At 73.1% G+C, this 26,543-nt stretch carries 30 protein-coding genes and 1 pseudogene; 17 read left to right on the forward strand and 14 right to left on the reverse strand.

What is annotated here, in order from left to right:
* Positions 1–60 precede the first annotated feature (60 nt).
* Positions 61–354: a DUF6412 domain-containing protein gene (locus tag ACWGJO_RS10210; RefSeq protein ID WP_452183013.1), complete on the forward strand. Its 294-nt coding sequence runs from the start codon at positions 61–63 to the stop codon at positions 352–354.
* Between the two features lie 83 nt (positions 355–437).
* Positions 438–1,169 (forward strand): YidC/Oxa1 family membrane protein insertase, encoded by a 732-nt coding sequence (locus ACWGJO_RS10215; RefSeq protein WP_452183014.1) that lies wholly within the window; start codon positions 438–440, stop codon positions 1,167–1,169.
* A 56-nt stretch (positions 1,170–1,225) separates the two neighbouring features.
* On the opposite strand, the gene ACWGJO_RS10220 is transcribed toward ACWGJO_RS10215, so the two are convergent.
* Together ACWGJO_RS10220 and ACWGJO_RS10225 are read right to left on the reverse strand one after the other, a co-directional pair.
* The gene (locus ACWGJO_RS10220; RefSeq protein WP_452183015.1) at positions 1,226–1,915 is read right to left on the reverse strand and encodes an HAD family hydrolase; all 690 of its coding nucleotides are present in this window, start codon (positions 1,913–1,915) and stop codon (positions 1,226–1,228) included.
* Between the two features lie 123 nt (positions 1,916–2,038).
* Positions 2,039–2,614: an NUDIX hydrolase gene (locus ACWGJO_RS10225; protein ID WP_452183016.1), complete on the reverse strand. Its 576-nt coding sequence runs from the start codon at positions 2,612–2,614 to the stop codon at positions 2,039–2,041.
* Positions 2,615–3,024: 410 nt separating this feature from the next.
* On the opposite strand from ACWGJO_RS10225, the gene ACWGJO_RS10230 reads away from it, so the two are divergent.
* Together ACWGJO_RS10230 and ACWGJO_RS10235 are read left to right on the forward strand one after the other, a co-directional pair.
* A complete protein-coding gene (locus ACWGJO_RS10230; RefSeq protein ID WP_359901911.1) occupies positions 3,025–3,792 on the forward strand; it encodes a CDP-alcohol phosphatidyltransferase family protein in 768 nt (255 codons plus the stop codon).
* 266 nt (positions 3,793–4,058) lie between these two features.
* Entirely contained in the window at positions 4,059–5,849 is a 1,791-nt protein-coding gene (locus ACWGJO_RS10235; protein WP_452183017.1) for a hypothetical protein, read from the forward strand.
* Between the two features lie 64 nt (positions 5,850–5,913).
* Here the strand turns inward: ACWGJO_RS10235 and ACWGJO_RS10240 are convergent, their stop codons facing one another.
* Complete coding sequence (locus ACWGJO_RS10240) at positions 5,914–6,249, reverse strand: ArsR/SmtB family transcription factor (protein ID WP_452183018.1); 336 nt, start codon at positions 6,247–6,249, stop codon at positions 5,914–5,916.
* A 109-nt stretch (positions 6,250–6,358) separates the two neighbouring features.
* Here ACWGJO_RS10240 and ACWGJO_RS10245 point away from each other — a divergent pair, with 109 nt between their 5' ends.
* Positions 6,359–7,345 (forward strand): quinone oxidoreductase family protein, encoded by a 987-nt coding sequence (locus ACWGJO_RS10245; protein ID WP_452183019.1) that lies wholly within the window; start codon positions 6,359–6,361, stop codon positions 7,343–7,345.
* 59 nt (positions 7,346–7,404) lie between these two features.
* On the forward strand, positions 7,405–7,986 hold the full coding sequence (locus ACWGJO_RS10250) for a hypothetical protein (protein WP_452183020.1): 582 nt from the start codon (positions 7,405–7,407) through the stop codon (positions 7,984–7,986).
* A 218-nt stretch (positions 7,987–8,204) separates the two neighbouring features.
* On the opposite strand, the gene ACWGJO_RS10255 is transcribed toward ACWGJO_RS10250, so the two are convergent.
* Complete coding sequence (locus ACWGJO_RS10255) at positions 8,205–8,927, reverse strand: hypothetical protein (RefSeq protein WP_452183021.1); 723 nt, start codon at positions 8,925–8,927, stop codon at positions 8,205–8,207.
* Between the two features lie 218 nt (positions 8,928–9,145).
* A complete protein-coding gene (locus tag ACWGJO_RS10260) occupies positions 9,146–10,078 on the reverse strand; it encodes a zinc-binding dehydrogenase (RefSeq protein ID WP_452183022.1) in 933 nt (310 codons plus the stop codon).
* 79 nt (positions 10,079–10,157) lie between these two features.
* On the opposite strand from ACWGJO_RS10260, the gene ACWGJO_RS10265 reads away from it, so the two are divergent.
* Positions 10,158–10,865 (forward strand): TetR/AcrR family transcriptional regulator, encoded by a 708-nt coding sequence (locus ACWGJO_RS10265; protein ID WP_452183023.1) that lies wholly within the window; start codon positions 10,158–10,160, stop codon positions 10,863–10,865.
* 208 nt (positions 10,866–11,073) lie between these two features.
* On the opposite strand, the gene ACWGJO_RS10270 is transcribed toward ACWGJO_RS10265, so the two are convergent.
* Positions 11,074–11,664, reverse strand: a complete 591-nt coding sequence (locus ACWGJO_RS10270) for a TetR/AcrR family transcriptional regulator (protein WP_452183024.1) — start codon at positions 11,662–11,664, stop codon at positions 11,074–11,076.
* Positions 11,665–11,779: 115 nt separating this feature from the next.
* On the opposite strand from ACWGJO_RS10270, the gene ACWGJO_RS10275 reads away from it, so the two are divergent.
* Positions 11,780–12,625 carry an SDR family oxidoreductase gene (locus ACWGJO_RS10275; protein WP_452183025.1) on the forward strand — a complete coding sequence of 282 codons (846 nt, stop codon included), beginning with the start codon at positions 11,780–11,782 and terminating at the stop codon, positions 12,623–12,625.
* A 108-nt stretch (positions 12,626–12,733) separates the two neighbouring features.
* Here ACWGJO_RS10275 and ACWGJO_RS10280 read toward each other — a convergent pair whose 3' ends face one another.
* The gene (locus ACWGJO_RS10280) at positions 12,734–14,200 is read right to left on the reverse strand and encodes an MFS transporter (RefSeq protein ID WP_452183042.1); all 1,467 of its coding nucleotides are present in this window, start codon (positions 14,198–14,200) and stop codon (positions 12,734–12,736) included.
* A 188-nt stretch (positions 14,201–14,388) separates the two neighbouring features.
* Between ACWGJO_RS10280 and ACWGJO_RS10285 the strand changes: the two genes are divergently transcribed.
* Entirely contained in the window at positions 14,389–14,844 is a 456-nt protein-coding gene (locus tag ACWGJO_RS10285; RefSeq protein ID WP_359901949.1) for a MarR family winged helix-turn-helix transcriptional regulator, read from the forward strand.
* Between the two features lie 69 nt (positions 14,845–14,913).
* Positions 14,914–15,858: an NADP-dependent oxidoreductase gene (locus ACWGJO_RS10290; RefSeq protein ID WP_452183026.1), complete on the forward strand. Its 945-nt coding sequence runs from the start codon at positions 14,914–14,916 to the stop codon at positions 15,856–15,858.
* A gap of 178 nt (positions 15,859–16,036) precedes the next feature.
* On the opposite strand, the gene ACWGJO_RS10295 is transcribed toward ACWGJO_RS10290, so the two are convergent.
* A complete protein-coding gene (locus ACWGJO_RS10295; RefSeq protein ID WP_452183027.1) occupies positions 16,037–16,282 on the reverse strand; it encodes a hypothetical protein in 246 nt (81 codons plus the stop codon).
* Between the two features lie 180 nt (positions 16,283–16,462).
* Between ACWGJO_RS10295 and ACWGJO_RS10300 the strand changes: the two genes are divergently transcribed.
* Positions 16,463–18,088 (forward strand): NaeI family type II restriction endonuclease, encoded by a 1,626-nt coding sequence (locus ACWGJO_RS10300; protein ID WP_452183028.1) that lies wholly within the window; start codon positions 16,463–16,465, stop codon positions 18,086–18,088.
* A 117-nt stretch (positions 18,089–18,205) separates the two neighbouring features.
* On the opposite strand, the gene ACWGJO_RS10305 is transcribed toward ACWGJO_RS10300, so the two are convergent.
* Positions 18,206–18,796: a ketopantoate reductase C-terminal domain-containing protein gene (locus ACWGJO_RS10305; protein WP_452183029.1), complete on the reverse strand. Its 591-nt coding sequence runs from the start codon at positions 18,794–18,796 to the stop codon at positions 18,206–18,208.
* Here ACWGJO_RS10305 and ACWGJO_RS10310 point away from each other — a divergent pair.
* Positions 18,686–19,474, forward strand: a complete 789-nt coding sequence (locus ACWGJO_RS10310) for a tryptophan dimethylallyltransferase family protein (protein WP_452183043.1) — start codon at positions 18,686–18,688, stop codon at positions 19,472–19,474. The two genes, ACWGJO_RS10305 and ACWGJO_RS10310, sit on opposite strands and share 111 nt — an antisense overlap.
* On the opposite strand, the gene ACWGJO_RS10315 is transcribed toward ACWGJO_RS10310, so the two are convergent.
* The 3 genes from ACWGJO_RS10315 to ACWGJO_RS10325 form a co-directional block, all read right to left on the reverse strand.
* Positions 19,471–20,268, reverse strand: coding sequence for a hypothetical protein (locus tag ACWGJO_RS10315; RefSeq protein WP_452183030.1), 798 nt, complete (start codon positions 20,266–20,268; stop codon positions 19,471–19,473). The two genes, ACWGJO_RS10310 and ACWGJO_RS10315, sit on opposite strands and share 4 nt — an antisense overlap.
* A gap of 62 nt (positions 20,269–20,330) precedes the next feature.
* A complete protein-coding gene (locus ACWGJO_RS10320) occupies positions 20,331–20,603 on the reverse strand; it encodes a hypothetical protein (RefSeq protein WP_452183031.1) in 273 nt (90 codons plus the stop codon).
* On the reverse strand, positions 20,600–20,968 hold the full coding sequence (locus ACWGJO_RS10325; protein ID WP_452183032.1) for an ATP-binding protein: 369 nt from the start codon (positions 20,966–20,968) through the stop codon (positions 20,600–20,602). The genes ACWGJO_RS10320 and ACWGJO_RS10325 overlap by 4 nt, the downstream gene beginning before the upstream one ends.
* Before the next feature lie 265 nt (positions 20,969–21,233).
* Between ACWGJO_RS10325 and ACWGJO_RS10330 the strand changes: the two genes are divergently transcribed.
* The 5 genes and pseudogenes from ACWGJO_RS10330 to ACWGJO_RS10350 all read left to right on the forward strand — a co-directional run.
* Positions 21,234–22,046, forward strand: coding sequence for a helix-turn-helix domain-containing protein (locus ACWGJO_RS10330; RefSeq protein ID WP_452183033.1), 813 nt, complete (start codon positions 21,234–21,236; stop codon positions 22,044–22,046).
* 3 nt (positions 22,047–22,049) lie between these two features.
* Entirely contained in the window at positions 22,050–22,235 is a 186-nt protein-coding gene (locus ACWGJO_RS10335) for a DUF397 domain-containing protein (RefSeq protein ID WP_452183035.1), read from the forward strand.
* Between the two features lie 57 nt (positions 22,236–22,292).
* Positions 22,293–23,846 (forward strand): immunity 49 family protein, encoded by a 1,554-nt coding sequence (locus ACWGJO_RS10340; protein ID WP_452183036.1) that lies wholly within the window; start codon positions 22,293–22,295, stop codon positions 23,844–23,846.
* Positions 23,847–24,213: 367 nt separating this feature from the next.
* On the forward strand, positions 24,214–24,612 hold the full coding sequence (locus ACWGJO_RS10345) for a hypothetical protein (RefSeq protein WP_452183037.1): 399 nt from the start codon (positions 24,214–24,216) through the stop codon (positions 24,610–24,612).
* Positions 24,613–24,751: 139 nt separating this feature from the next.
* Positions 24,752–25,000: pseudogene (locus ACWGJO_RS10350) on the forward strand (M4 family metallopeptidase); the annotation flags it as partial.
* Positions 25,001–25,074: 74 nt separating this feature from the next.
* On the opposite strand, the gene ACWGJO_RS10355 reads toward ACWGJO_RS10350, so the two are convergent.
* Both ACWGJO_RS10355 and ACWGJO_RS10360 read right to left on the reverse strand, forming a co-directional pair.
* Positions 25,075–25,620, reverse strand: coding sequence for a hypothetical protein (locus ACWGJO_RS10355; RefSeq protein WP_452183039.1), 546 nt, complete (start codon positions 25,618–25,620; stop codon positions 25,075–25,077).
* Positions 25,621–25,729: 109 nt separating this feature from the next.
* Positions 25,730–26,320, reverse strand: a complete 591-nt coding sequence (locus ACWGJO_RS10360) for a hypothetical protein (protein ID WP_452183040.1) — start codon at positions 26,318–26,320, stop codon at positions 25,730–25,732.
* Positions 26,321–26,543 lie beyond the last annotated feature (223 nt).

Below are 26,543 nucleotides of genomic sequence, written 5' to 3' on the forward strand. Positions count from 1 at the left end.
GTAGGATCGTCCTGCTGGTACGTCAGGGAGCCGATGGGGCACCGGGAGGGGGAGCGCGCCGTGACCGTCGTCGCGATGCTGCTGGGCCTGCTCCGGGTGCTGACCGGGGAGTTGGTGGCCGACAGCGGGACGCTGGCGTCGGTGGCCGCCGTCGCGGCCGTGGCGCTGGTGGCCGGGGCGGTCGCCGGGGCGCTGGCCGGGGCGCGGCTGCTGGGGGCGCGGGCGCCGGCGGCGGTGCGCAGCGGGGTGCTGCGGCGTCGGGCGTTCGGTACGGCGTTCCTTCCGCAGCGTGATCCGGATGCCCGGGGCAGGCGACGTCCGAGGGCGCCGGGGGCGGCCCCGGCGGCCGCGTGAACCCCCTTCTTCCGTAGGCAGTTCTTCGCAGCCGTCCTCCGCCGTTCACTCATGTCCTGAGACCCCGGAGGGCTCGCTTCACCATGTCCGTACTCGCCGTTCTCGACCCGGCCGTCGCCTTGGCGCACGCCGTCGTCGCCGCTGTCGCCCACCTGGTGCCGACCGCGCTCGCCATCGTCCTGTTCACCGTCGCCGTCCGGCTGGCGCTGCACCCGCTGGCGCGGGCGGCGGCGCGCGGGGAGAAGGCCCGGGCGCGGCTGGCGCCGAAGGTCGCCGCGCTGCAGAGGAAGCACAAGGACCGGCCGGAGCGGCTGCGGGAGGCGCTGGCCGAGATGTACCGCAAGGAGCAGGTGTCGCCGTTCGCGGGGTGTCTGCCGCTGCTGGTGCAGGTGCCGTTCTTCTCGGTGATGTACCGCCTGTTCACCACGCCGAACGATCTGCTGGACCACACCCTGTTCGGTGTGCCGCTGGGCCTGCACGTCACGGGTGCGCACGGTGCCGGGCAGTGGGCGGTGTTCGGGGTGCTGTTCGCCGGGCTGGTGGCGGTCGGGTTCGTCAACTTCCGCCGGGCCCGACGCACGGCCGCGGCCGCGACCGCGACCGCAGCCGCAGCCGCGACGGCGACGGCGCAGCCCGCCCCGCAGCCGGGGGCGGGACTGCTGCCGTACCTGTCGTTCGGGTCGGTGCTGTTCGCGGCGCTGGTGCCGGTGGCCGCCGTGCTGTACCTGCTCACGGCCGGTGTCTGGTCGGCCGCCGAGCGGGCCTGGCTGTACCGGGACGGCGCGCCGGTGTCGGCGGCCGCGCTGCTGGCCTGACGAGGGATGACCCGACGGGCGACTACCCGACGGGCGATGACCTGACGGCCCGGTCGTCAGAAGTGGCGCAGCAGCTCGGGGAAGGTCCCGAGCTGCAGCGTCGCCTCGTCCGGGCCGAGTTCCGCGTGCTCCAGCACCCAGGTGTGCTCGTGCGGGATGAAGACGGTGCGCAGGCCGGCCCGGCGGGCGGGGGCGATGTCGGACTTGGGCGAGTTGCCGATCATCCAGGTCCGGCCGGGGTCGAGGCCGAGGTCGGCGGTGAGCTGCCGGTAGGTGTCGACCGACTTCTCGGCGACGATGTGGATGCCGCGGAAGTGGTGGTCGATGGTGGACTCGGTCACCTTGCGCTGCTGTTCGCCCTGGTCGCCCTTGGTGAGCAGCAGCAGGTGGTGGCGGTCGGCGAGGGCGGCGAGGGTGTCGGCGACGCCGGGGATCAGTTCGACGTCGCGGCTGGTCAGCGGGGTGAGCAGGTCGTCGATCCGGATCTGCTCGGCGGCCGTGGGGGTGCGGCTGTTGAGCTGCTCCAGGCAGTCGGCGAGGCTCTGCCGGAAGACGGTGGCGCCGTAGCCGAGGGTGGCGGAGTTGGCGGCCTCGATCCGGTTCAGCAGGACCCTGGTGCGCTCCTGCTCGGCCGGGGTGGTGGTGACCCAGTCCAGGAAGCCGTCGATGACCCGCTCGAAGAGGACGTTGTTCTCCCAGAGCGTGTCGTCGGCGTCGAAGATCAGGGTCTGGTCGGTGTGCATCATCCGGTGGTCTCCAGGGGAAGTCGGTCGGGCGACAGGGAACGGCGGCAGGGAACGGCGGCAGGGAACGGCGGCAGGAAAGGACGGCGGGGAAGGGCCGCGGGAAAGGGCGGCGGCGGAGGCCGGTCAGGCGGGCGGCAGCAGGCGGGCGGCGCGGTGGAGGGTCTCGCGGAGGTTCTCCTCGGTGGTCCGCCGCCCGGCCTCCTCGACGGTGAGCCACTCCAGCGGGGCCGCCGGGTTCTCCGGCCGGGCCTGCTCCGGGGTGTCGGTGGCCAGCAGGAAGCGCAGGTCGGCGTGCTCGTGCGCGGGTTCGGCGGGCGAGGCGGGGACGGGCACCACGGCGAGGTGGACGAGGGCGGGGCCGGGCCAGGGGGTGAGGTCGGTCAGGCCGGTCTCCTCCAGGCCTTCGCGCAGGGCGATGTCCAGCGGCCGGGTCTCCCCCGGGTCGCCGTGGCCGCCGACGTGCAGCCAGGCCTGCTGGCGGACGTGCCAGCGCAGCAGGACGCGGCGGGTCGGCGGGTGGACGATCAGGGCGGAGGCGGTGAAGTGCTGCGGGAAGGTGCTTCTGTTCCAGGCGTCGGCGACGCCGAGGAGGCGGCGGGCCCGCTCGTGGTCGGCGGTCTCCACCGGGCCCTGCGGGCGGTGGTCGTCCAGCAGTCGGGCCAGGTCGGGGCTCTGTGACGGGCTGCCCGTGGTCACCATGGGTCTGCGCTCCTCGTTCCGTTCCGGGAGACCGTGCGGGCCGCGCGGACCGCGTCAACCGGCGTGCGGGAGCGGGAGGTCGGGGCGGGCGTTCGGCCCCGGGGCTTCGGGTTCCGGCGAACCCGCGCAGCCTAGCCCGGGGGTGCTCGGGCGGCCCACCGGTTTTCCCCGCCGCCCGCACGCGGCCCCGACACCCGCACGCGCCGCCCGCACGCGCCGCCCGCACGCGCCCACCGCCGCCCGCGCGGGCCCGTACCCGGCGGGGCCGCACCCGGCCCGCGGACGTCCGCGGCAGACGTTCCCCCGGAGGACACCTCCCGTACCGCCGGCGGCATACCGGCTGGTCCGGGCGTTTCCCCGGAGGCCGTAGCCTGTGGTGATCGTTTCGGGACAGGTGGAGGGATGTCGTCATGGTGGCTGCTCCGGCGCTCGCCGAGCTGCGCGAGGTGTGCCAGCCGCAGGCCAAGCTTCAGAGCCGCAACGGCGAGCACTGGGCGGGCCGGCTGTACATGCGGGCCGTCTCACTGCGGACCACCCGGCAGCTGGTGCGCACCTCGGTGTCGCCGAACACCCTCACCTGGGTGATGGTGGTGTGCGGGGTCGGCGGCGGCGCGGCCCTGCTGATCCCGGGCGTGACCGGCGCGGCGCTGGCCGTCGTGCTGTTCCAGCTGTTCCTGCTGTTCGACTGCGTGGACGGCGAAGTGGCGCGCTGGAAGCGCCAGTTCAGCATGGCCGGGGTGTACGTGGACCGGCTCGGCGCCTACCTGGCGGACGCCGCGCTGATGATCGGCGCGGGCGTACGGGCGGCGCGCGGCGGCTCGGAGCTGTGGGTGTCGGCGGGGCTGGCGGCGGCGCTGGGCGTGGTGCTGCTCAAGGCCTCGACGGACCTGGTGGACGTGGCCCGGGCCCGCAGCGGGCAGCTTCCGGCCACCGAGGAGTCGACGCAGCCGCGCTCCCAGGGCATCGCGACGGCCCGCAAGGTCGCCTCACTGTTCAAGATCCACCGGGTGACGAACGGCATCGAGGCCTCGCTGGTACTGCTGGCGGCGGCCGTGGTGGACGCCGGGCTCGGAAACCTGGACGCCACGCGGTGGACGCTCGCGGGCATCACGGTGATCACCTGGGGCATGGTGGTCGCGCACCTGGCGTCGATCCTGTCCTCCTCGCGGCTGCGCTGAGCGGCCGGGGCGCACCCCCGGCGGGTTGACTCGCCCCTCCCCCGCCCGGGGAGAGGGGCCGGCGCCGAGCCCGTCGCCGGGCGGACGCGGCGGGCCGGCACTACCGCCGCCGCGCCGCCGCCGCGCGAGGTCGCGCCGGACTTCGCGGCGACCGGTCGGCCCGGACGGATCCCAGGAACCACCCCCTCTTCGGAACCAGTCGGACTACATATGCAGTCCATCGACATATGCAGTCGTCCGACAGTCCGACAGAAGGGGGCACTCCCATGCCACCCCGCACGACGACCCGGCCGCACCCTCCCCGGCCCGCCCAGGACCGGCCCGCCCCGGCCCTGCTCGCCACCGCCCGCGCCGCCGCCGCCCGGACGGCGGCCACCCGGCCCGCCGCCGTGCTGCTCGCCGGCTACCTCGCCGAGCTGCTGTTCCGGCTCGTCCTCGTCCGGTCCATGAGCTTCCCGTCGGTCCACCCCGATGAGGACTCCTACCTCGCCCTGGCCCGGGTGCTGGCCGGCGGCTCGGCCACCGAGATCCCGGTCGGCGTGGTCGTCCCCGGCGGCTATCCCCTGCTGATATCCCCCGCCCTGCGCCTGGCCGACGACCCGGCAACCGCCTACCACCTGGTCATGGGCGTCAACGCCGCCGTCAACGCGCTGGTCTTCCCGCTCGCCCACGTCGCACTGCGCCGCCTCGGCCTGAACCGCCGCCGCTCCTACGCCTTCGCCGCCGCGACCGCGCTGCTGCCGCCGGTGGTCTTCTACTCGCAGTTCGTGATGACCGACGCCGTGCTGCCCGTCCTGGTGCTCGCCTGGCTGCTCTGCCTGCACGGCTGGCTGGCCGACGGCCCGCTGCGGCGGCGTGCCTGGCACGCCGTCGGGGCCGGGGCCTCGGCCGGTTGTGCGATGGCGGTGCACGACCGCGGCGGCGTGGTGGTCGCGCTCACCGCCGCCGTCCTCCTCGGCGTCCTGCTGCTGCGCCGGGCGCCCCGGCGCGCCACGGCGGCCGGGCTCGCGGCACTCGGCCTCGGCGTGCTCGGCGCCGAGTTGCTGTCGGCCTGGCTGCACGCGCAGTTCACCGTCCCGGACAGCGATGTCGGCGGCTCCCTCTGGAAGGGCCTGACCGATCCGGCGATCGCCCTGCAGACCCTCGCGCGGGCCGCCGGCCAGGTCTGGTACTTCATCGCCTCCACCTGGGGGATCGGCGGACTCGCCGTCGTCGCCTGCCTGGGCGCGGTGTTCGACCGCCGCCCGCCGCGGGAGCTGCGGATCACCGGCGGCGTGCTGGTGGCACTGCTGTTCGGCACGGCCCTGGCCGCCTCCGCCGCCCTGCCGCTGGACGGCCGGGTCGACGACTGGGTGTACGCCCGCTACACCTCCTACCTCGTCCCGGCGGCCTTCGTGGCGGGCGTCGCGGTGCTCGCCGGGTACGGGCGCCGGGCACTGGTCCGGACGGCGGCGGTGGCGGCCGGGCTCGTCCTGCTGCTCGCCGGGATCGTGGCGCTGGCGGCCGGCGAGCGGCTGCACACGTCGATGTTCATCCCCTGGACCCTGCCCGACGTCTCGTTCCTGGCCGCGGACTGGGGCCGGATCGACCTGCCCCGCACCTGCGCCGCCGTGGTGTTCGCGCTCGGCACAGTGGTGCTGGTCCGCAACAGCGGGGGGCGCCGGGTGCTCGGGGCGCTCGGCGTCTCGCTGGCGCTGTTCGCCGCCTTCGCGACCTCGACGATCACCGCGCAGGTCGCCCGGCCGCACGCGGTGGGGCGGGAGGGTCTGGCGACCGGCTTCACCCGCGCCTCCGGGATCACCGCGGACGACAACGTGGTGTTCGCCTGGGATGTCGACTGGTCGCTGCGCGCCACCCAGACCTTCGAGATCTACCGCGGTCGGGTCTGGTTCCGTGACCCCCGCTGGCAGCCCGTCCCTGCGGAGGCGAACGTCATGGTCCTCCCGCTGCCCGAGGCGGGGAGGCCGCCGGAGGCCTACTGGCCCGGGCGCCCCGCCGACTGGTACGTCGAGCGGTTCGACGCCGGGCAGAACTGGGCCGTCTGGCACCGGCGTTGAGCGGGCGCCGGACGCCCGGGACCGGGCAGGCGCCGAACACCCGGCGCCGAGCGCGCCCCGGCCGCTAGCCCGCCGTACGGGCGTGCGCGGCGAGCACGGTGTCGAGCAGGCCGGGGAAGCGCCGCTCCAGGTCGACAGTGCGCAGGGCGGAGAAGCGCCGGTTGGCCTCCTCGCGCTGGGCGATCAGGCCGGACTCGCGCAGCACCTTGAAGTGGTGGCTCAGGGTGGAGGGCGCGACATCCACCGGGAAGGTGCCGCAGGCCCGCTCGGGCTCGGTGCGCAGGATGCGGACGATGGTCATCCGGGTGGGGTCGGAGAGCGCGTGCAGGACGTCGAAGAGGTCGATCTCCTCGGTCGCGGGGTGCGCGAGCGCCGGTCGGCGGCGGGTGCTGCGGGGCATGGGTCGACCTCTCCTGTCTGCGATGTTCGACATCCATGGAAACGGCGTGGTACCACTGACCCGCATCAACTTCGTCGTTCGTCGAACATCGTAGTCGAGGGGGACCGACATGCGCGCACTGGTGATGACCGCACCCGGTGGAGCCGAGAACTCGCAGGTCCAGGAGATCGCGGCGCCGCACCCCGGACCGGGGCAGGTGGCGATCGACGTCGCCTACGCCGGACTGAACTTCGTGGACGTGATGACCCGCCGCGGGGACGCCGCGTACGCCGCCGACTGGCCGTACCGGCCCGGCAAGGAGGTCTCCGGCACGGTCCGCGCGCTCGGCGCCGGCGTCACCGGACTCGCGGTGGGCGACCGTGTGGTCGCCGCGCCGGTCGGCGCCGGCCTGGCCGAGGTGGTGGTCGCGGAGGCCGCGCTCACCGTGCCGCTCCCGGACGGGGTGGCGCTGCGCGAGGCCGCCGCCGTCCCGCTGGGCCTGGCCACCTCGGTGCTGCTGCTGACCGACGCGGGCCGCTTCGCCGCCGGGGACACCGTCCTCGTCCACTCGGCGGGCGGCGGGATCGGCAACGCCGTCGCCCGGCTCGTCCCGCTGCTCGGCGGCGGCCGGCTGATCGGCACGGTCGGCCGGCCGGAGAAGGCCGCGGCGGCGATCGCCTCCGGCTACGACCACGCCTTCGCCCGTACCGACGAGGCGGCCGAGGCGATTCGCGCCGCCGCCGGCGGCCGGGGCGTCGACCTGGTGCTCGACCCGCTGGGCACCGCGGCGCTCGACCTCGACCTCGCCGTGGCGGCGCCCGGCGCGCGGATCGTGCTGTTCGGCAACGCGGGCGGCGGAACCGTCGCCGACCTGCCCCCGCTCGGCCGCCTGATGGCGGGCAACCTGACCGTCACCGGCTTCAGCCACCGCGGCCTGGCCGCCACCGCCCCCGAGCGGCTGGCCCGCGCCATCCGCCGGGTCCTCGACCTGCTCGCCGACGGGGGCCTCGAACTGCCGGTCACGGAACTGCCCGGCCTCGACACCGTCCCGGCCGCCCACGACGCCATGCAGGACGGGCTGGCGACCGGCAAGTACGTGGTGCGCGTCGGCGGCTGAGCCCGGCCGCCCGGAGAATCCGCATGACGCTCCGTGCCCGGTCTGTTTGACTCACCGCCATGAGTACCTCGCACGTCCTTCCGGTCCTGCGCACCACCAACCGGTGGGTCGCCTACGACGCCGCCCAACGGCTGCTGGGCATCACCGTGCACCGGCGCTCGACGGAGGCGAACGCGTACGCGGACGAACTCACGGCGGCGGAGGCCCGGCGGCTGTTCGAGGCCTTTCCCGACCACGTGTACCCGGGCGGCCAGGAACGGAGCGTCGGGACCGACGAGCTCCGACGGCTGTTGGCGGCGGGCGATCCCCGGGTGGACGCACTGGCCCCGTTCGCGTTCCATCTGGACGAGCGGCCTGCCGGGTCGATCGAGGACAGGTTCCTCGCCCTCCTCGGCTCCTCGCCCGCTTCACTGTCCTGGGACGGCTTCGCCTGGCCGGCCGCCCCCGAACTCGGCCTGGACGTCCGCGCCAAGGACGCCGGTGTCCAGATCACCCTCAGCAGCGACAACGTCGACTTCGACCGGCCCGCGGGCAGCCACACCCTGTTCATCCACTTCCGCCAGGGCGACGTCGAGCGCGCCGAGTGGCTGGCGCGGCAGGTCGGGCTGGCACCCGTCGGGCCGGTGGAGCACGGCTGGTAGTCCCCGGGCACAGCCCCCGTTCACACGGGAGCCGGAGCGGGTGACCGGCACCGTACGGGAGGTGCTCGGGCGTCCGCCGAGCGACATCCGCGACTGGGTGCGGGATCACGCGGCGGACTTCCGGTGGCCCGGCGGCCGCGTGCCGGGCCGTCGGGCCATCGGGCCATCGGGCCATCGGGCCATCGGGCCATCGGGCCATCGGGCCGCACCGTGGGACGTCAGTAGCGGACGGCCTTGACCACCACGGGCGTCAGCGGCTGGTCGGCCGGTTGCCGGCTGAAGGCGACGGGCTGGGCCTTGCCGTTCGCCGGGACGTTCTCGGCGCCGACGATCGAGCTGTCCACGGCCTTGCCGCTGGAGTCGGTGAAGTCGACCTGGACCGCGTAGGAGGCCGCGTTGGGCCCCGGGTTCTGGATCGTGACGACCACGGCGTGCAGGCCGCCGGTGCTCTGCCGGGAAAGGCCGGTGATGGTGACGTCGTTCAGCGCGTTGCCGCCGTCCGTCACCCCGCTGAGCACCGAGGCGGCCTTCTCCCGGGTCGCCGCCTGCTGCGCCGACACGGACGCCTGAAAGGAGGAAGCCGCCGCGGAGAGGGAGGCGCCGGCTTCGGAGGCGGCCGCCGACGCCGAGACCGCCGCGGCCGACGCCGAGGCCAGCAGCGACTGGGCGGCGGAGGCGATGGCGGAGGGCGGCTCGCCGGAGAAGGCGCTGGCGTTGGGCAGGGTGGCGGACGGCGAGCCGGCCGACGTGCCCGACGAGCTGCTGCTGCAGGCCACGAGCACGACGGCGCCGGACGCCGCCGCGATCAGCGCGATCGTGCGCTGCGGGGTCCAGCTCCGGCCAGGTCGCCGGTCGCCGCCCTGGGAACGGCCGAGCGGCGGACGCCCCGGCAGCGGACGGTGGCCGGGGCCGTGGCTGGGGGGACTGTGGAGTTCACGCACCGAGGATCCCTCTCCTGGTCGGTGTTCGGCGGCCGAGGGGCCCGTACGTCCCCATGCTTGGCAACATCGCGCTCCACAGCGACAGCTCCTGACCCGTCCGAGTGGGCGGGCCGCGCACGGGCGGTGCGTCGCAGCCCCGGACGGGTTGGGTCCAGCGGCCCCGGACGGGTCGGGTCCAGCGGCCCCGGACGGGAGCCGGACCGGGCCCGAGGGAGGCCTCAGGCGCCGATGGCCAGCACCGCCTTGCCGTGCAGCCGCCGCCCGAGCAGGGCGTCGACCGCCTCGGCCGCGTCGTCCCAGTCGCCGCGCCAGGTGATACCGGCGTCCAGCTCGCCGGCCGCCACCCGGTGGGCGAGCCAGCCGAGGTCGCGGCCGAGGCCGGTGCAGCCGAGCAGGTAGAAGGAGACCACCGAGCGGTCGTGCCTGCTCGCGTCGCCGAACAGGGTGCCGAACGCGAAGTCCTCGCCCCGGCCGGAGCTGTGGCCGGTGGCGACCAGGACGCCGCCGGGGCCCAGGGCCTCGTAGGCCTCGACCAGTTGGGGGCCGCCGACGACGTCGACCACGCCGTCGACCGGCCCGGCGGTCTCCTTCGGCGAGGCGACCACCTCGTGGGCGCCGAGGCGGCGCAGCACCTCGCCGTTCCGGTCCGGCGAGCCGGTGGACGCGACCACGTGCGCGCCCGCCGCCCGGGCGAGCTGGACGGCGTACCGGCCGACGCCGCCGGTGGCGCCGGTGACCAGGACGCTGCGGCCGAGCAGCGGGCCGATGCGGTGCAGCGCGCGCAGGGCGCTGAGGGCGGCGACCGGGATGGTGGCGAGGGCGGCGAGGTCGGCACCGACGGGTGCGGCGCCGATCAGCCCGGTGTCCACCGCCCGGAGTTCGGCCCAGCCGCCGGCCGGCATCAGGGTGACCACCGGGGTCCCCTCGGCGGGGCCGGAGCCGTCGGCGGCGGCGCGTTCGACGATGCCGGCGGCGTCCCAGCCGAGGACGGTGCCGTCGGGGGCGGTGTCGAGACCGAAGGCGACCTCGCCGTAGTTGAGCGAGGTCGCGGTGACCCGGACCAGTGCCTGGTGGGGCGCCGGCTCGGGGTCCGGGGCCGTACCGAGGCGCAGGCCGCCGGGGGCCGAGCGGTCGACCAGGAGTGCACGCATGGAGGATCCTCCCCAAGATTCTGCCACTGAGTGGCATAAGCCTACAGGTGGCATTACAGCCCCGACTAGACTGACCGCGATGAGTCCCGAGAAGGCCACCACCACGGCACCGGAGCGGGGTGCCGAACAGCCCCCCGAAGCGCCGGGCGCCGCGCTCCCGCTGCGCGAGCGCAAGAAGCTGCGCACCCGTCAGGCACTGATCGACACCGCCCTGGAGCTGTTCGGCGAGCACGGCTTCGACGGGGTGACGCTGGACCGGCTGTGCGAGGCCGTCGAGGTCTCCAAGCGGACCTTCTTCCGCGCGTTCTCCAGCAAGGAGGACGTCGCGATGGCGCCCACCCAGGACCTGTGGACGACGTTCCTGGAGGTGCTGGAGAGCCGGCCGTCGGACGACGGCCGGCTGATGGCCCTCCTGGAGGGGGCTCTCACCGGGGCGATCGACCGGATGCCGGCCGACGGCTGGGCCGAACGCGCCCTGGCGAGCCGCCGACTGGCCGCCCGGACGCCCTCGATGGACGCCCACGGGCTGGCCTTCTGCGAGCGGGCGACCCGGGAGGCGGTGTCGACGGTCACCCGCCGGTTCGCCCTCGACGGCCCCGAGCCGGGTGCAGCGCTGCGCGCCCGGCTGGCGACGGACATGCTGGTCGCCGCGTTCCACCAGGCGATGGACGGCTGGGTGGCGCAGCCGTCCGGGCACACCCGCGCCGACCTCGCGCGACGGCTCCGGACGGCCTGCGCCGAACTGCCGGGCGCGCTCGCGGCGTCGGTCGAACCGCGGCGGGCCTGAGCCGCGGCGGCACGGGCCGAGGACCCGGACGTCCTCGCCGACCAGCCGCCGGCACCGCTCGCCCCGGAGCCGTACCGCCACCACCGCGACCGGGACGTGTCCGCCGAACGCATCGAGACGGGGCTCCACCCGCTCGCCCACCGCATGCCCGGCGGCCGAGACCCCGGCCCGCCGGGCCCGCCCGAGGGCGGCCCCGCGGAGAGCGGGCCTACGCGGCCCGCAGGGAGTCGAGCCAGCGCAGCAGGCGGTCCCCTTCGCGCGTCATGACCTCCGGGTCGCGCAGCGCGTTGGCGAGCAGGGACATGCCCTGGTAGCCGGCGACCAGGGTGAGGGCCAGGCCGTCCGGGTCGGGCAGGCCCAGCTCGCGGAACTGGCCCGCGGCCCAGTCGAGCAGCCGCCGGATCACCGCGCCGGCCTCCGCGTCGAGGTCCCCGTCGGTGCGCTTGTCGAGTTCGACGGCCAGGGTGCCGGTCGGGCAGCCGTGCCGGGCGGCGGTGTCACGCCGGCCGACCCAGGCCTCGACCAGCGCCTTGAGGCGGTCCAGCGGGTCGGGCGACCGCTCCAGCCGCTCGGTGAGTTCGTCCAGGTGTGCGCTGTGCTCGGAGAGCGCGGCGCGGACCAGCTCGTCCTTGGTCTTGAAGTAGTAGTAGACGTTCCCGACCGGGACGTCGGCCTCGCGCGCGATGTCGGCGAGGGTGGTCCGCTCGACGCCCTGCTCGTGCAGGACCTTGGCCGCGGCCGCGGTGAGCCGTCGGCGCTTCTGCGACGCCGCCGTGCGCCGGTTCACTGAGTCAGTCACCCGACTGACTATAGACAGCCGCCCGGGAGGCGGCTACGGTCTTCTCAGTCAGCCAACTAACTCACTGGCTCGACCGCACATCTCAACTCCTGACATCTCACTCCTGGGGGCGGAAATGATCACAGTGACGGGCGCGACCGGAAACATCGGCCGGACGCTGGTGGAGCTGCTGGCCGAGGCGGGCGAGCAGGTGGTCGCCGTGTCCCGGCAGCCGCAGCCCGCCCACCCGGCGGCCGGGGTCCGCTGGGCCCGGGGCGGCCTCGGCGACGCCGCCGGCCTGCGCCCGGCCCTCGAAGGGTCCCGCGCGCTGTTCGTCCTGCTGGGCGGCGAGCTCAACAGCCACGGCGAGAGCCCGGAAACCCTGCTGAGGACGGTCGCGGACGCCGGGGTGGAGCGGATCGTCCTGGTCTCCTCACAGGTCGGCGCCACCCGGCCGGACGCACCCTCGCACGCCCGGCTCCGGGAGTTCGAGACCGCCGTGCGCGCCTCCGGACGGGACTTCACCGTCCTGCGCCCCGGCGGCTTCGCCTCCAACGCCTTCGCCTGGGCCGGGACGGTCCGGGCGGAGCGGACGGTCTTCGCGCCGTTCGGCGGGGTGGCGCTGCCCGTGGTCGACCCGGCGGACATCGCGGCGGTCGCCGCCGCCGTGCTGCGCGAGGACGGGCACGGCGGCCGCACCTACGAGCTGACCGGACCGGAGGCGATCGGACCGCGCCGGCAGGCCGAGGTCATCGCCGAGGCCCTGGGCGAGGAGGTGGCCTTCGTGGAGCTGTCCCGGGAGCAGGCCCACGCCCACCTGGCGCGGTTCATGCCGGAGCAGGTGATCGCCGGGACGCTGGACGTCCTCGGCCTCCCGCTCCCCGCCGAGCAGGCGGTCAGCCCCGACGTGGCGGCCGTGCTGCACCGCCCGGCCGCGCCCTTCCGGGCCTGGGTCGAGCGCAACCTGCCGGCCTTCCGGTAGCGCCGACGCGGCCCGCCCCGGGCGTGCGAGCACAACGCGCCCGGGGCGGGCCGCAGGCAGGCGGGCCCGCCTGTGCGGGCAAACGGGCGCGCCCCACCCGGTCGGACCTCAGGCCGTGGCCGGCTTGGCCGGCTCGGCGTCCCCCGCCCCCGGGGCGGGAACGGCGCGCAGCTGGGGAGCGGGCGGCGCAGGGATGACGGCGGCAACGGCGGCCGCGATCAGCGCGACGCCGCAGCCGATCACCAGGCCGACCCGGAAGCCGCCCTCCGAGGGCAGGGCGTGCCCGCCCAGGTCGACGGTCATCTGCGACAGCACAACGCCCATCACGGCGGCGGACACCGAGGTGCCCAGCGAACGCATCAGGGTGTTGAAGCTGTTCGCCGAGGCCGTCGCGGACAGCGGCACCGCGCTCATGATCAGTGCGGGCATCGCGCCGTAGGCCAGGCCGACACCGCTGTTGCAGACGATCGTCACGATCAGCACGCCCCAGGCGGAGCCCATCAGCGGCAGCGCCAGCCCGTAGCCGACGGCGATCGTCAGCGCCCCGGCGGCCAGGGTGAACTTCGGTCCGCGCGCGGCGGACAGCTTGCCGCCGAACGGGGAGACGACCATCATCATCAGCCCGCCGGGCGCCATCCACAGGCCCATCGCCAGCATCGACTGCCCCAGCCCGTAGCCGGTGAGCTTCGGCAGCATGAGCAGCTGCGGCACGATCAGCGCCTGGGCGTACATGCCGAAGCCGACCAGGACGGAGGCGGCGTTGGTCAGCAGCACCCGCGGGCGCGCGGTGACCCGCAGGTCCACCAGCGGTTCGGGGACGCGCAGCTCCCAGCGGGCCCAGAGCATCAGGATCGCGGCGGAGGCGGTGAACAGGCCGAGGGTGCGGGTGCTGCCCCAACCCCAGTCCCCGCCCTTGGAGACGGGCAGCAGCAGGCAGACCAGGCCGATGCTGAGGCCGATCGCGCCGACGAAGTCGAAACGGCCGCCGGCGGGGCGGCCGTCCGCGGCGGGGGCCGGGATGACGGTCCAGAGCATGCCGATGATGCCGACGGTCAGCACGGCGGTGCCCCAGAACAGCACGCGCCAGCTGGCGTAGTCGGCGACGCCGGCCGCGATCGGCAGGCCGAGGCCGCCGCCGATGCCCATGGAGGCGCTGACCAGGGCGATCGCCGAGCCGAGCCGCTCGGGCGGCAGGACGTCGCGCAGCAGGCTGATGCCGATCGGCACCAGGCCCATGCCCATGCCCTGCAGCGCCCGGCCGGCGATCATCGGCACCACGGAGTCGGCCACCGCGCACAGGACCGAGCCGAGCAGCAGCGGGACGCAGGAGGCGATGAGCATCGTCCGCTTGCCGAGCAGGTCACCGAGGCGGCCGCTGATCGGGACGAAGACGGCGGCGGAGAGCAGGGTCGCGGTGATGACCCAGGAGGCGTTGGACGCGCTGGTGTGCAGGAGTTGCGGGAGCTCGCTGATCAGTGGGGTGACCAGGGTCTGCATGATCGCGGCGACGGTGCCGGTGAAGGCGAGCACCGCCACGATCGGACCGGTGCGGGGAGTGGGGGCGGGGCCGTTGATGACGGGCCTCCTCGGGCAGTCGAAGAGCAGGAGTGTGCAGAAAACACACAATGTGCATGGAACACAGAATGGTCAGCTTACACATGATGTGTGCCATGCACATCATGTGGGCCGCGCATACCTCTGGCATACTGAAAGGTGATCCACGGAGAACCCGCAGGTCGAAGCGGTGATGAAGGGACTTCGACATGACCAGCCCCACGCACGAGGTCGCCCTCGAATTCCTGGTGTTCGCCCGGCACCGCGACCTGAGCCAGGTCAACGCCCGCCCCGAGGGCAGCCAGCTCGAACGCAGTTCCTACATCCTGCTCAGCCGGGTCGACGCCGAGGGGCCCATGTCCATCGGGCAGTTGAGCGACGCCTTCGCCCTGGACGTCTCCACCCTCAACCGGCAGACCGCGGCCCTGAAGAGCGCGGGACTGCTCGAACGCATCCCGGACCCGGACGGCGGCATCGCCCGCAAGTTCCGCCTCACCGAGGAGGGCCGGAACCGGCTGGAAGCGGAACGCGAGGCCCACGTACGGGCGCTGAACCTCGTGATGACGGACTGGCCGGAGGAGGACATAGCCTCCTTCGCCGGCTTCCTGCGCCGCTTCAACACCGGCATCGAACGGCTCGACGGGCGACCCTGGCCCCGGGACTGAGGCATCGGCGTCGACGCGCGGCACGCGCCACGCGGGAACACCCGGCCCGCGAGGCGACTTGCAAGTGGCATGAGAGCCATGGGAATTGAGGAGTTCGGCGGCCCGGACGTCCTGCGTGTCCTGGAGCTGCCCGAGCCGCAGGCGGGCCCCGGTGAGGTCCGCATCCGGGTGCACGCGGCCGCCGTGAACCCGACCGACGCGGTACTGCGGCGCGGCGGCCACGCCGCACGGATGCCGGGCAGGCGGCCCCCGTTCGTGCCCGGCATGGACGCGGCCGGGGTGATCGACCAGCTCGGGCCAGGGACGGACGGACGACTCGCCGTCGGCCAACGGGTGGTCGCCGTCGTGCTGTTCATCGGCGAACACGGTGGGGCGTACGCCGAGCAGGTCGTGGTGCCCGCCGCCTCGGTGGTCCCGGCACCGGAGGGGGTGGACCACCCCGCGGCGTCCACGCTGCTGATGAACGCGATGACCGCACGCCTGGCCCTGGACGCACTGGCCGTGCCACCCGGCGGGATCGTCGCCGTGACCGGAGCGGCCGGGGCCGTCGGCGGGTACGCGGTCGAGCTGGCCAAGGCCGACGGGTTGACCGTCATCGCGGACGCCGCTCCGCAGGACGTCGAGCGGGTACGGGGGTTCGGCGCCGACCACGTGGTGGAACGCGGCCCCGACGTCGCCGACCGCATCCGTGCGCTGGTGCCCGACGGCGTCCCCGGCCTGGTGGACGGTTCCCACCAGGCCACCGAGCTCGTACCCGCCGTGGCCGACGGCGGGACCCTGGCCGAGCTGAAGGGCTGGTCCGGCGCCGCCGAACGCGGCGTCCTGGTGCGCCCGGTGATGGTGACGGACGCCATCACGGACACCGTGCGGCTGGACGCCCTGCGCCGCCAGGCCGAGGCGGGCGTGCTGACCTTGCGCGTCGCGGACGTGCTGCCCGCCGAGGAAGCGGCCCGGGCCCACCGCCTCCTGGAGGCCGGCGGCCTGCGCGGCCGGCTGGTCCTGGACTTCTCCTGACGCCGCCTGCGCGGGAAGTCGGCCCGCCCGACTTCCCGCGCAGGCGGCACCGGAACGGGACATGCCGACGCCCCGACACCCGGGGGGCGCAGCCGCTGCTCCGAGCGGCGCAGGGCGTCGGTCGGGCCGACGGTTCGCGGGCCGCCCGATGCCCGCCCCTGGTGGGGCGAGAACCGTGTCAGCCGCTTGCCGACGAGGGCGATTCGGGAAGCCCGTCGGCACCCCGGACGTCGAGCCGGTCCGGAGGCTGCTGCCGTCGGCTGCCCACCGTCCACGCGGCATAGAGCGTGGAGAGAGCACCGGCCACCATGACGACCGTCATCCCCGTGGCTTCCAGCGCGACCAGGATGATCCCGGTTGCCAGCACTGCGATGAAGGCCAACAGGTCGATCAGTGTGCGGCGGCGAGCCGGGCGTTGGGTCATGGTGCACCTTTCGTCGGAGTCGGCCCCAACGGTTGCACGAGGTGGTCGGCGGCTCGCCCTTCTCCCACATTCTCCCGGATAGAATGTGCGAACTACAGAGAGATCTTGGAGCCCTCGGTGACACCGGAACGGATTCGCAGCGGGCGCCGCCAGGGCGATCCGCTCGGGGCCTGTCCCGCAATGAACCTGCTCGTCCTGCACCTGCGAGACCTGCGCGACAGCGCGGGGCTGAACGTGGCCGAACTCCGCCGCCGGCTCGTCGAGACCATGCGCGACGAGCCGGCGGACCCTCCAGCGGAGCAGACTCTGCATCGGCTGCTCCGCGGAACGAACCTGCACGCCAAGCCGCGTCTTGCGGAGGCCGTGGCCGATGTGTGCGTTCGCGCGACGCGTGGCGATCGACAGGCCGCCCAGAAGCGTGTGCGGGAGTTCTACACCCTCGCCCGCGAACAGATGGATGGCAGCGAGGGCTGGGCGGGCCAGGAGCCGGAGGAGGACCGCCGGGGCACCGAGATCCAGCGTCTGCGGAAGGAACTGCAGAAGAAGCACCAGGAGAACCTGCAGTTGGCAGCCGAGGTCGCCGTGACCAGGCAGTTGCTCTCCTCACTCGCTCCAGGAGGTTCCGGTGGAGCGGTGATCGGGGGTGACGTGCTCGGCGAGATGCTGGAGCGGATCCAGTACATCGCCGCGAGCAGTGACGAGGCCCTGGCCGAGGCGCAGGCCGCCCGGGCCGAGACGGCCCGGCTGCGGGACTGGATGACCGCCTCCCCCTGGGACCGGTCGGCGGACACGCCGGCACCTGACGGGGCGGACGAAGCAGATGAAGCGAACGTGGCCGACGATCGGGTCGGCTCGCAGTCGCCTGCCGGCCCGCGCTCCGATGGCGGCGGCGACACCGAGCCCCTGTTCGAGATCGAGATCCCGGACTCGGCCGACCCTGCGCTCGAACACCTGGTACGGGAGTTGGCCCGGCTGGATCCGGCCGGATCGCGGATGGCCGGGGTGATCGAGAGCGCCGGTGACTACTTGCTGGACGGTGGCCGGACCGGCCGCTACGAGTGGAGGCAGCTGGAGAAGGCCGAGAAGGTGCTCTTCGGCTCGACCGTGCGCCGACTGATGCAACGGGAGTTCGGGCTGACGGACGGCACGGGGCACCTCGACTTCACCCTGGACGGCATCGGCTTCGACCTGAAGTGGACTCTCCTCCGGAGCGGCATGTGGCTCTTCGGACCCGAACTCGTGGGATCGCTCTGCGTCGTTGCCGAGGCGGACGACCGCACTGGAAAGTACAGCTACGGCGTCATCCGGCTCCTGCCCGAGCACCTGAGGGAGTCGTACAACCGGGACCGCAAGTCCCCACTCACCCGCCAGGGCCGCAACGCGATCCGTTGGATCCGGTTGAACGGGGACTTCCGCACCGGAGTCCTGCAACAACTCGCCGAGGAGGACCGGGAGGCCGTTCTCGGACAGGACACCGGACCGCGACGGCTGATCGAGCTGTTTCGGCGGGCGCAGGGCAGGCGGTTGACCCGGAGCGACCTGGCGACCGTGTGCCGCGCGCCGGACCCCATGCGGCGCCTGCGCGAGACGCTGCCGCGACTTCGCCGCGAAGGCATTCTGGTGGCTGCTGGTCACTTCGGGGACCGGTCGGTACTCACCGGGCTGGGCGCCCCCGAACCCCGCCCGGGCGAGTGGGTCAGCATGCGGCTGGCACCCGCCGAGGGCGGACCCGGCCCCGTCATCGACATTGACGGAACGCCATGGCGCAGAGCCCGGCCCGAGGATCCCGAGACTCCGCTGCCCTGAACCGCGAGCACCTCGGCATGCCCCGGGCAAGGCCCCGGATCACTGAGCGAACGACGAGCGGAATGCGTTGGAAGTCGGCCCGGCCGACTTCCCACGCAGGCGGCCGGGAGCGCCCCGTCAGTGGGCCGGGGCGAGTTCGGCGAGGAGGGCGGCGCCGGTCCAGCCGGGGGCGGTCCCGGGGGCGGCCGCCTCGGCCTCGTGGACGAGGGTGATCAGGCGGGCGTTGGCGGGCGCCGTGAAGCCGTGGCGTTCGGCGAGGGCGACGATCTCGCCCTGCAGCGAGTCGATCTCGGTGGGACGGCCCCGCTGGAGGTCCTCCCACATCGAGGAGCGGGCCGTCGCGTCGATCTGCAGGCTGGCCCCGGCCAGCTCCTGGAACTGCGCGTCCGGCAGTTCGAGCACCTGCGGCATCACCTCCGGCGGCACCGGGCCGAGCTGGGCCGGCGCCATCCCGGCGGCCCGGAACACCGCCAGCGCCTCCAGCTGGCAGCGCGCCACGCACTGCCGGTACGCCAGCTGCCCGACCTGCTCGCGCAGCGGAAGCCCGGAGAGCGCGTTGACCGCACTCCGCTCGGATGCCAGGAAGCCGGAAGGGAGTTGACGCTTCGGCTCGCCGAACGGCCGGGGGTGAGCATCGAGCGGTACCTCGACGTCGAGGACCTGTTCGTCACGACCCGTCCCGGCCTCAATCGGCCCACCGTCTGGCACTCCTTGGCCTGGCAGCCCGGCGAGCGGCCGCACTACAAGGTCTACCTCAACCCGCAGGCGCACGGCCCGGACCGCACCCACGAGGTCATGGCCGAAGCCATGCACCGGCTGGGGCTGACCGAGGCCTGGGAGCCGGTCGGGCGGCGGTGCGGGGAACTCGCCCGGCGCGGGCACGAGGTGGAGTTCTTCGCCCTCGACCTGGACGGCGGAAGCGCCTCCCGGGTGAAGGTCTACTTCCGCCATCTCCCGATGCCGATGGACGAGTTGGACACCGTGGCCGCACTGTCGCACCGCCACGACTCGGCGCGGGCGGCCCGAGCCCGTGCCGTGATCTACGGGCGGGACGGCGGCACGGTGGACAACGAACCGATGACCTACGTGGCGTTCCGGGAGGGTGCGACGGGGCCGGAGGAGGCCAACGTCTACCTGCGGCTTCCCGGCAACACCCGCAGCGACGCCGAGGCCGCCGGACGGATCGCGGAGCTGATGCGGATCGAAGGTGTCGATCCGCGCCCGCACGCCGAGATGCTGCGGCAGCTGACGGAAGGGCTGCCCGGAGGCGAGAGCGGGGTGCAGGAGCTGTGCAGCTACCGCACCATCGCACCGGGGGCGCCGGCGCACATCGGGCTGTACCTGAGGTTCAACACGTACGCGGCGACCGCGGCCGCGCACCCCTAGAGCACGGGCTCGCCGGATGCGGGCTCGTGGGGTTCGGGCTCCCCGGTCGGGCCTTCCTCGGATGCCGGGTGCTGCGGCGCCGGGGCCGCGGGGGTTCTGCCCGGCGCCACCGGCCATGACGTCGGGGCCGGGCCGAACGCGCGACGGCCGGCCTTGACGGCGAGAGCGGCGAGGGCGGCGTTGGCACCGCCGCCTATGACGGCGCCAATGCCGAACGGCGCCACCCGGCCGAGGACGATGATGCCCTGCTTGGTGCCGAACTTGGTGACGAAGTTCCTCCCCAGGACCTTGTTGATCTGACGCAGGGTCTGCACGGGCACCTTGGCGACGACCTGGCGTCCCCAGTGCTGCCCGGTGCGTTCGGCGACCTTGGTAATGGTGCCGGAGCCGCTGCCGCCGAGCATGATGCCCATCACGATCGTCCGGCGGCGTTCGAGCTCGTCGATGGGGACCCCGTGGACTTCGGCTATCGAGAGTGCGAAGAGGGCGCTCAGCTCGAAGGACGAGAGGACCTCGCCCGCCGACAGGGCGAGTGCGACTCCGGTGCCGACGCCGGGAGCGGCCGCGACTCCGCCAACTGCGGCACCCGTCCCGGCCAGGGCGCTGACGTACATCCGTTCCAGGTTGCGAATGACCTGCTCCGGTGTCGCCTCCGGGTTCCGCTGGCGGGCGCGTGCGATGTTCTTGCGCACAAGCGGAGTCTGGAGGTCGATGGCCTTGTCCAGGAGATCGAGAACTCTCCGGCCGGGTATGGACGTTGCCGAATCAGGCTCGTCGGTGGCGCCTGTTGCCATGCGGGGGCTCCTTGGATCGCGAGGTTCCAAGCGAGTCTCCCACTCGACCGGGCGGAGGATTCCTAAGTGCCCTCGGAGTGGCAGTGGCGTACGTCCCGGCTGCGCCTGAACTCGCGCAGGACGGCGAGGAGGTTGATCAGGGTGCTGGCCGGGATGTTGCCGACGTCGATCAGGCGACGGCCGCGGAGGTCGATGTCACCGGGGGCGGCGGAGGGCCAGAGGAGGCCGAACTCACGTCCCTCGGTGCGGAGTTCGACGATCAGTTCAGCCAGCTGGCGGGGGGTGAGGTGGAGGAGGGCCGGGTCGGCGGGGTGGATGGGGTGGTGGGCGCTCACGCGACACCGTCCTGCTGCAGCTCGAACCAGACGGTCTTGCCGAGGTGTTGGGGGTCGACGCCCCAGCGGTGGGTGAGGCCCGCGACGAGCTGGAGGCCCCGGCCGGTCTCCGAGAGGAGGGCGAGGGGGCCCTGCTCCGGGAGGAGGGGACTGCGGTCGGAGACCGCGACGCGCAGGGTGTTGGCGCGGTGGTGGATCAGGATGACCGGGGAGGCCGTCTCGCCGTGGCGCCAGGCGTTGACGATCAGTTCGACCATCGCGAGTTCGGCGTCCGCGATGAGGGAGGGCGGCCAGCCGGCGCTGGCCATCCCGTCGCGGAGGGCGTCGCGGGAGAGGGCGAGGGAGGGGGAGTTGAGGTTACGCACAGCGTCTCCCGGAGGGGGAAGGGTGAGACCGGCGGATGCGTCGCCGTGAACGAACCCACTGGACATGGGTGTTCTTCGGTGCCCGAGCAGCGTTACTGACGATCCGTTCGGTGATCGGTGCATCACAGACTGTAGGGCATGGAGGCTCACATGTGCCACCGAATCCGGAAACATGGTCCACCGATAGCCGCTGGACCATTTGCGGGTCGGCGTAGATGCTTGGCCCATGCCACCACGTGCAACCCCCTCGGCCCGGCAGGAACGGTTGGGCATCGAGCTGCGAAAGATGCGAGACAGCGCCGGCCGAACAACTGCCCAAGCCGCAGCGGTCTTCGGACTGGACCGAACGAAGATCACTCAGGTCGAGAAGGGGCACTACCCGATCACCGCCGAGCGAGTCCGCACGCTCGCCGAAGCCTTCAATGAGACCGATGCCGCATACATCGAGGCTCTCGCAGCAATGGCTGAGGACAGGCGCAAGGGCTGGTGGGACGAGTATCGAGGCTTCGTTCCGCAGGGCTTTCTCGACATCTGCGAGTTCGAGCACCATGCACAGGGCATGTACTCCTACCAAATCTGCCATCCGCCAGGCCCCATGCAATCGGAGCGCTACAGCCGCGCGATCTTTCAGGACAATCAGATCCAGCTGACTCCGCGCGTCGTGGAGACACGTGTCGAGCAACGAATGCGGCGATCCGAGATGTTGATGGCGAAAGGCACCCATCCGTACGCGGCGATCGTCCACGAGGCGGCTCTCCGCATGCAGTTCGGCGGCCGCGATGTGGCGCGGGAACAACTGGACTGGATGCTGGAGTTGTCCCAACTGCCACATGTCACGCTTCGAGTGATCAGCTTCGCAGCCGGAGGCTTCAAGGGACCTGGCCAGGCGATCTACTACGCGAACGGGCCCGTGCACAGGCTCGATACCGTCAGTTACGACTCCATGGAGGGTCCGATCTTCCTCCATCGGGCTGAGCACCTGGAGGAGTACCGCGCAGTCATTGAACAGATGACTGATAGGTCTCATTCGGTTGAGGACTCCCGCGATCTGATCGCGAAGATCAAGAAGGAGATATAGCCGATGGAGAACCGCTCCTGGATTCGGCCCAGCGCATGCTCCAACGCAGGCAACTGCCCGGAGGTATCCATCACCTCCGATGCCGTCTACGTCCGCAGCAGCCTCCGGCCCGACGCCATCGCCCAACTCGATGTCAGCGAGTGGCGTGACCTCGTGTCCGCCATCCGCGCGGGCGAGTTCGACGCCTGACTCCCCCGCCGCACCGGCCGGGGACCCCTGTCCCCGGCCGGTGCTTCAATCGTCCCCATGCGGATAGAGCGCCACCACGTAGCGACCCCTCCCCTCCACGACTTCTCCGACCGCATCGGTCGGCAGGTCCACTCCTACTCCCGCGCCGGTCTGATGACCGCCACCGAGTGGCAGCTCGTCTCGGACGCCTTCCTCGACCAGCTCGGCGCCCTCTCCGCCTCCTCCCCCGACCTCTCCTCCCCCGAGGCCAAGGCCCTCCTCCGCAACGCCGCCGAAGCCGCCGTCGGCGCCGCCTCCTTCGCTGCCCACTACCCGCGCGGCCGGTTCTCCGTCTTCCTCGACTACGTCAACTTCGGCATGTCGTACGACCCCGAGCCCGAAGGTGCCCCGGCCACCCCGCTCACCGCCGTTCGCTGGGTCAACGCCTTCTGTCTCGCCGTCCTCACCGACTCCTTCGACCGCCATCTCGAAGCCCTCCTCCACTCCTGGCAGTCCCTCAGCCCCGCCGACGACCTGGCCACCGGTCTCCTCGCCCACTTCCTCACCCGCATCGACGTTCCCGCGAACTCCGCGGACGACCCTGCCCTGCACGCCCTGCGCGCTCTCACCTCCGGCGACCGCCCGGCCTTCGACGCCGCCGTCGTCGCCCTCCTCGACCGCACGGACGGCACCCGGCCCCGCACGCTTCTCCCCCTCCTCCCCCTCGCCCTGTCCGCCCTCGCTCACCGCGCCCACGGCTGGCTCCCCTCGGTCGGGACCGACTACCTCCCCCACTCCCTCGTCACCGGGTTCGAGTCCCCCGGGCGCCGCCCCGAGGACCTCTCCTGGCCCGTCCGGCTCGACCGTCCGACGCCGTCGCTCCCTCTCCACCCGGACAGCGAGGCCCGCTTCGAGCGCAGCGCCCAGGAGGCGACCACCGCGCCGGGGCTCGCCCGCGCGCTGGAGCACCAGGCGCTCCTCTTCCGCATCCGCGCCTCCCACTCCCCCGACGCCACGGACGCGCAGCTCGCCGGGCTCCGCCTGGGGTCCCGGCTCGGCGCCGACCTCTTCCGTTCCGCGCTCGCCGATCCCGGCTCGGGCTCCGGCTCGGGCTCCGGCTCGGGCTCCGACGACGCCGGCGCCGCGAGCCCGGGCCACTGGCAGACCGCCGTCTCCTTCGCCCTGATCGCCGGCGACCGGGAGGACCTCGCGCCGCTCCTCCTCGCCGGGCCCACCCACTCCTCCGACGACCGTTCGGTGTTCGCGGCCTACCGCCTCGCCCTGCACGACCACCTCCGGGGTGTCGACGCCCGCCCCGCCGTCGAGAAGGCCCGGCTGGAAGCCGTCCGCGCCGAGGAGTGGAGCTTCTTCCCGGCGCCCGTCGCCCTGCTCGCCCAGGTGGTCGACGGCGACGAGGACGGATTCAACCTCGCCCTCCTGGAGGCCCTGACGGCTCACCGCGACCACCACCGCGTCGCCGACCGCGCCACCGAGCTGACGGCTCCGCTCAGCCTCGACGTCCTCGCCCTCGCCTGCCACGCCCGCCGCCACCGCGGCTGGGCCGTCCGCATCGAGTCGCCCTATCTCCCGGCCCGGCTGCTCCGGGACCGCGATTCGTCACACGGGCGCTGAGCTGCTAATATTCTCGGCATCGCGAGGGAGATGATCTCTCGTCAGGCGTCAGCGGTGCTACCAGAGCACGTCCTACTTTCAGTAGGAAGAGTCCGTGCAACCCGGGCCTGGCGCTCCACAGTCGGAAGGGTCCGGCATCCACACGGATGCTGGACCCTTCCGCGTTTCCCGACCCGCCTTTCCACTGCGCTGATCCCATGAACGCACAATCAGGCAAAGGCCTGATCTCATCGTCGGCGAACTTCCTGAGCGGAAGCCGGTTTTCCGCCGCCAGGGGCCGGGGTAGAGCGGAGGCGTTCGCACCCTGACCGTTCCGGTGCTCATGAGGGGCGAATCCGTGACGCTTTCCCATCGGAAGGACACCCTCATGCACAGGTCCCTTCGGAACGCCTTCGCGACCGTCCTCGTGACGGGTGCGCTCACCACCGCTGCCGCTCCTGCCGCCGTCGCCGCCGAACAGGCGCCGTCGGCGGCCGGGGTGCGGGCGGAGCTCCGCAACCCGAAGACCGTCAAGGTCGCCGACTACAACCAGGCCCGCAACACCCTGATCAACGCGGGCAGCAGGACGGCCGCCAAGTCCCACCCGGCGCACGGCACCAAGGACGTCCCGGTCTCCCACGGCACCAGCCTGCTCGCGGAGGCCCGCGACGAGTTCCGCGCCGCCGACAAGAACCTGCCGGCCGGCCAGAAGAAGTCCGACATGTCGGTCCCGCACTACAACGCCGTCCACAGCGCGGCCAGGACCATGGGCATCGACCGCTGGTGACGCACCGGACCACCGCCGCATGACCGGGACCCGACCCCGGCGCAGCGGTGAGCCGGGCCCGGGGCGGGCAACCCCGCGCCGGGCAACCCCGCGCCGGCGCGCCCGTCGGATCTTCCCGTGACACGGCATCAATCACCGGATAACACCGCCACCCGGGGTTGCCGCAGCCGAGACTCGATCGCACCCCAACCGCGCCTTCCACCTCGTCGCGACCGCGATCGGCGGCAACGCGTGGGAGAAGGCCGGCCGTATCTGGTACGACGCCGCCACCGGCGGAAAGCTCTCCGACGAGACGACGTTCGCCGACTTCGCGAAGCTCACCGCCACCGTCGCCGAGGAGTTGTACGGCACCGGGGCCGAACTGGACGCCGTCACCGAAGCCTGGAAGTCCGTCGGTGTGCTGAGCCGAAAGCTGAACCAGGTGGCCGGGCTGCCTCGCCGTGCGACGGCGAGGCAGCCCCGCTACCGCACCCGGGGCAGGGGCTCCTCGCGCGGGGCGCTCAGGCTGCCGTCCGGGAGGACGTCGAAGACCGTGAGCTTCTTACGGCCGGTGATGGTGATCCGGTCCGGGCCGGACCAGTCGGCGCGCACGAAGTCGCCGCCCCGGGTGTTCCAGATGCCCATGCTCCAGTGGCGGGCCGACCATCCGCTGCCGGTCCGCAACTCCACCCGGCGATCCGGCTCGAACGAGCCGCCGACATCGGTGAAGACGAGCACCCGGTCCGGGTGGCCCGGGGCGGCCTCCCGCGCGGTCCGCACCCCGGAGTCCTCGGCCGCGAGCGTCGACAGCGCAACCGGCACCCCGAGCAGGACCAGCGCCACCAGGCCGCCGGCCAGGCCGATCTGCGACTCCGGCGTACGGAACTCCAGCTCGACGATCAACGAGATCAGAACCAGCACGACCGCCGACCCGACCAGCAGGACCGGGCGGTGGAACCAGAGTTCGAGCTCCACCAGCCCACCCGAACGGGAGGCGTGCCGGCCCACCAGGTAGGCCGTCAGCGCCACGAGCGCCACGCCTCTGAGCCCCCACGCGATCCCTTTGCGGCGTACCGCTGTCACCTTCGCCCCCAGGCAGTCATGTATCGATCTTCGGCGCCGACCTCACTTCAGGCCGCTACTGGGGCCGGGGCATGGCCGAGGGCCCGCCCAGCGTCCCGTCCTCGTCCACGGTGAAGACCTCGATCTCCTCCCGCAAGGTCACCGTGATCCGGCCCGGGCCCGACCATTCGGCCCTGACGAAGCCGTCGCCCTCCTCCCAGGTGCCGAGGCCCCAGTGGCGGGCCGACCAGCCGCTGCCCGTCAACAGCTCCACCCGGTAGACCGGATCGATCGAGAAGGCGACGTCGGTGACGCGCAGCACGTGGTCGGAGCGGTTCGGGTCGGGCTTGCGGTCGACCAGCCGGCCGTCGCCGCCGAAGATGTACGCCACGGCTCCGACCCCCGCCCCGATGACGAGGAGCGGTGACAGGACGGCCGCGCAGCCGATCTGCGCCCATCTGGTGCGGAACTCGAACTGGGCCACCACCGAGGCCACGGCCAGCACGATCGTCGCCCCGAGCAGCAGCACCGGGTGGTTCAGCCAGCGCTCGACCTCGACCAGCCCGCCCTGGCGGGAGGAGAAGTAGCCCGGGAGATACACCAGGAGGGCCGCCAGCGCCGCGCCCCGGAGCCACCACACGACCTGCTTGCGGCGCGTCACCGTCATTTGCTCCCCCCGGAGTTGTCCTTTGCCGGGACTTTACTACGGGGATGCCGGACGGGCCCGGCCCCCGGGGGGCCGGGGGGCCGGGCGCCCGGGGGGCCCGCCCGACCCCCCCCCCCCCCCCGGGGAAACCCAACCCGTGGGGGCCCCACCCCACAGGAATGCCCCACAACCACCAAGGAAATTAAAGGGCGGAGGGAAAAAAATTTTTATAAAACCCGGTATT

It is taken from the genome of Kitasatospora sp. NPDC054795 (assembly GCF_053611565.1).

Coding starts and splice junctions, on each gene's coding strand:
- ACWGJO_RS10275 (WP_452183025.1), top strand. CDS start 11,780: ATGATCACAGTGACGGGCGCGACCGGAAACATCGGCCGGACGCTGGTG.
- ACWGJO_RS10285 (WP_359901949.1), top strand. CDS start 14,389: ATGACCAGCCCCACGCACGAGGTCGCCCTCGAATTCCTGGTGTTCGCC.
- ACWGJO_RS10240 (WP_452183018.1), bottom strand. CDS start 6,249: ATGCCCCGCAGCACCCGCCGCCGACCGGCGCTCGCGCACCCCGCGACC.
- ACWGJO_RS10225 (WP_452183016.1), bottom strand. CDS start 2,614: ATGGTGACCACGGGCAGCCCGTCACAGAGCCCCGACCTGGCCCGACTG.
- ACWGJO_RS10235 (WP_452183017.1), top strand. CDS start 4,059: ATGCCACCCCGCACGACGACCCGGCCGCACCCTCCCCGGCCCGCCCAG.
- ACWGJO_RS10265 (WP_452183023.1), top strand. CDS start 10,158: ATGAGTCCCGAGAAGGCCACCACCACGGCACCGGAGCGGGGTGCCGAA.
- ACWGJO_RS10260 (WP_452183022.1), bottom strand. CDS start 10,078: ATGCGTGCACTCCTGGTCGACCGCTCGGCCCCCGGCGGCCTGCGCCTC.
- ACWGJO_RS10290 (WP_452183026.1), top strand. CDS start 14,914: ATGAGAGCCATGGGAATTGAGGAGTTCGGCGGCCCGGACGTCCTGCGT.
- ACWGJO_RS10230 (WP_359901911.1), top strand. CDS start 3,025: ATGGTGGCTGCTCCGGCGCTCGCCGAGCTGCGCGAGGTGTGCCAGCCG.
- ACWGJO_RS10300 (WP_452183028.1), top strand. CDS start 16,463: ATGAACCTGCTCGTCCTGCACCTGCGAGACCTGCGCGACAGCGCGGGG.
- ACWGJO_RS10345 (WP_452183037.1), top strand. CDS start 24,214: ATGCACAGGTCCCTTCGGAACGCCTTCGCGACCGTCCTCGTGACGGGT.
- ACWGJO_RS10295 (WP_452183027.1), bottom strand. CDS start 16,282: ATGACCCAACGCCCGGCTCGCCGCCGCACACTGATCGACCTGTTGGCC.
- ACWGJO_RS10315 (WP_452183030.1), bottom strand. CDS start 20,268: ATGGCAACAGGCGCCACCGACGAGCCTGATTCGGCAACGTCCATACCC.
- ACWGJO_RS10215 (WP_452183014.1), top strand. CDS start 438: ATGTCCGTACTCGCCGTTCTCGACCCGGCCGTCGCCTTGGCGCACGCC.
- ACWGJO_RS10360 (WP_452183040.1), bottom strand. CDS start 26,320: ATGACGGTGACGCGCCGCAAGCAGGTCGTGTGGTGGCTCCGGGGCGCG.
- ACWGJO_RS10220 (WP_452183015.1), bottom strand. CDS start 1,915: ATGATGCACACCGACCAGACCCTGATCTTCGACGCCGACGACACGCTC.
- ACWGJO_RS10250 (WP_452183020.1), top strand. CDS start 7,405: ATGAGTACCTCGCACGTCCTTCCGGTCCTGCGCACCACCAACCGGTGG.
- ACWGJO_RS10245 (WP_452183019.1), top strand. CDS start 6,359: ATGCGCGCACTGGTGATGACCGCACCCGGTGGAGCCGAGAACTCGCAG.
- ACWGJO_RS10335 (WP_452183035.1), top strand. CDS start 22,050: ATGGAGAACCGCTCCTGGATTCGGCCCAGCGCATGCTCCAACGCAGGC.
- ACWGJO_RS10340 (WP_452183036.1), top strand. CDS start 22,293: ATGCGGATAGAGCGCCACCACGTAGCGACCCCTCCCCTCCACGACTTC.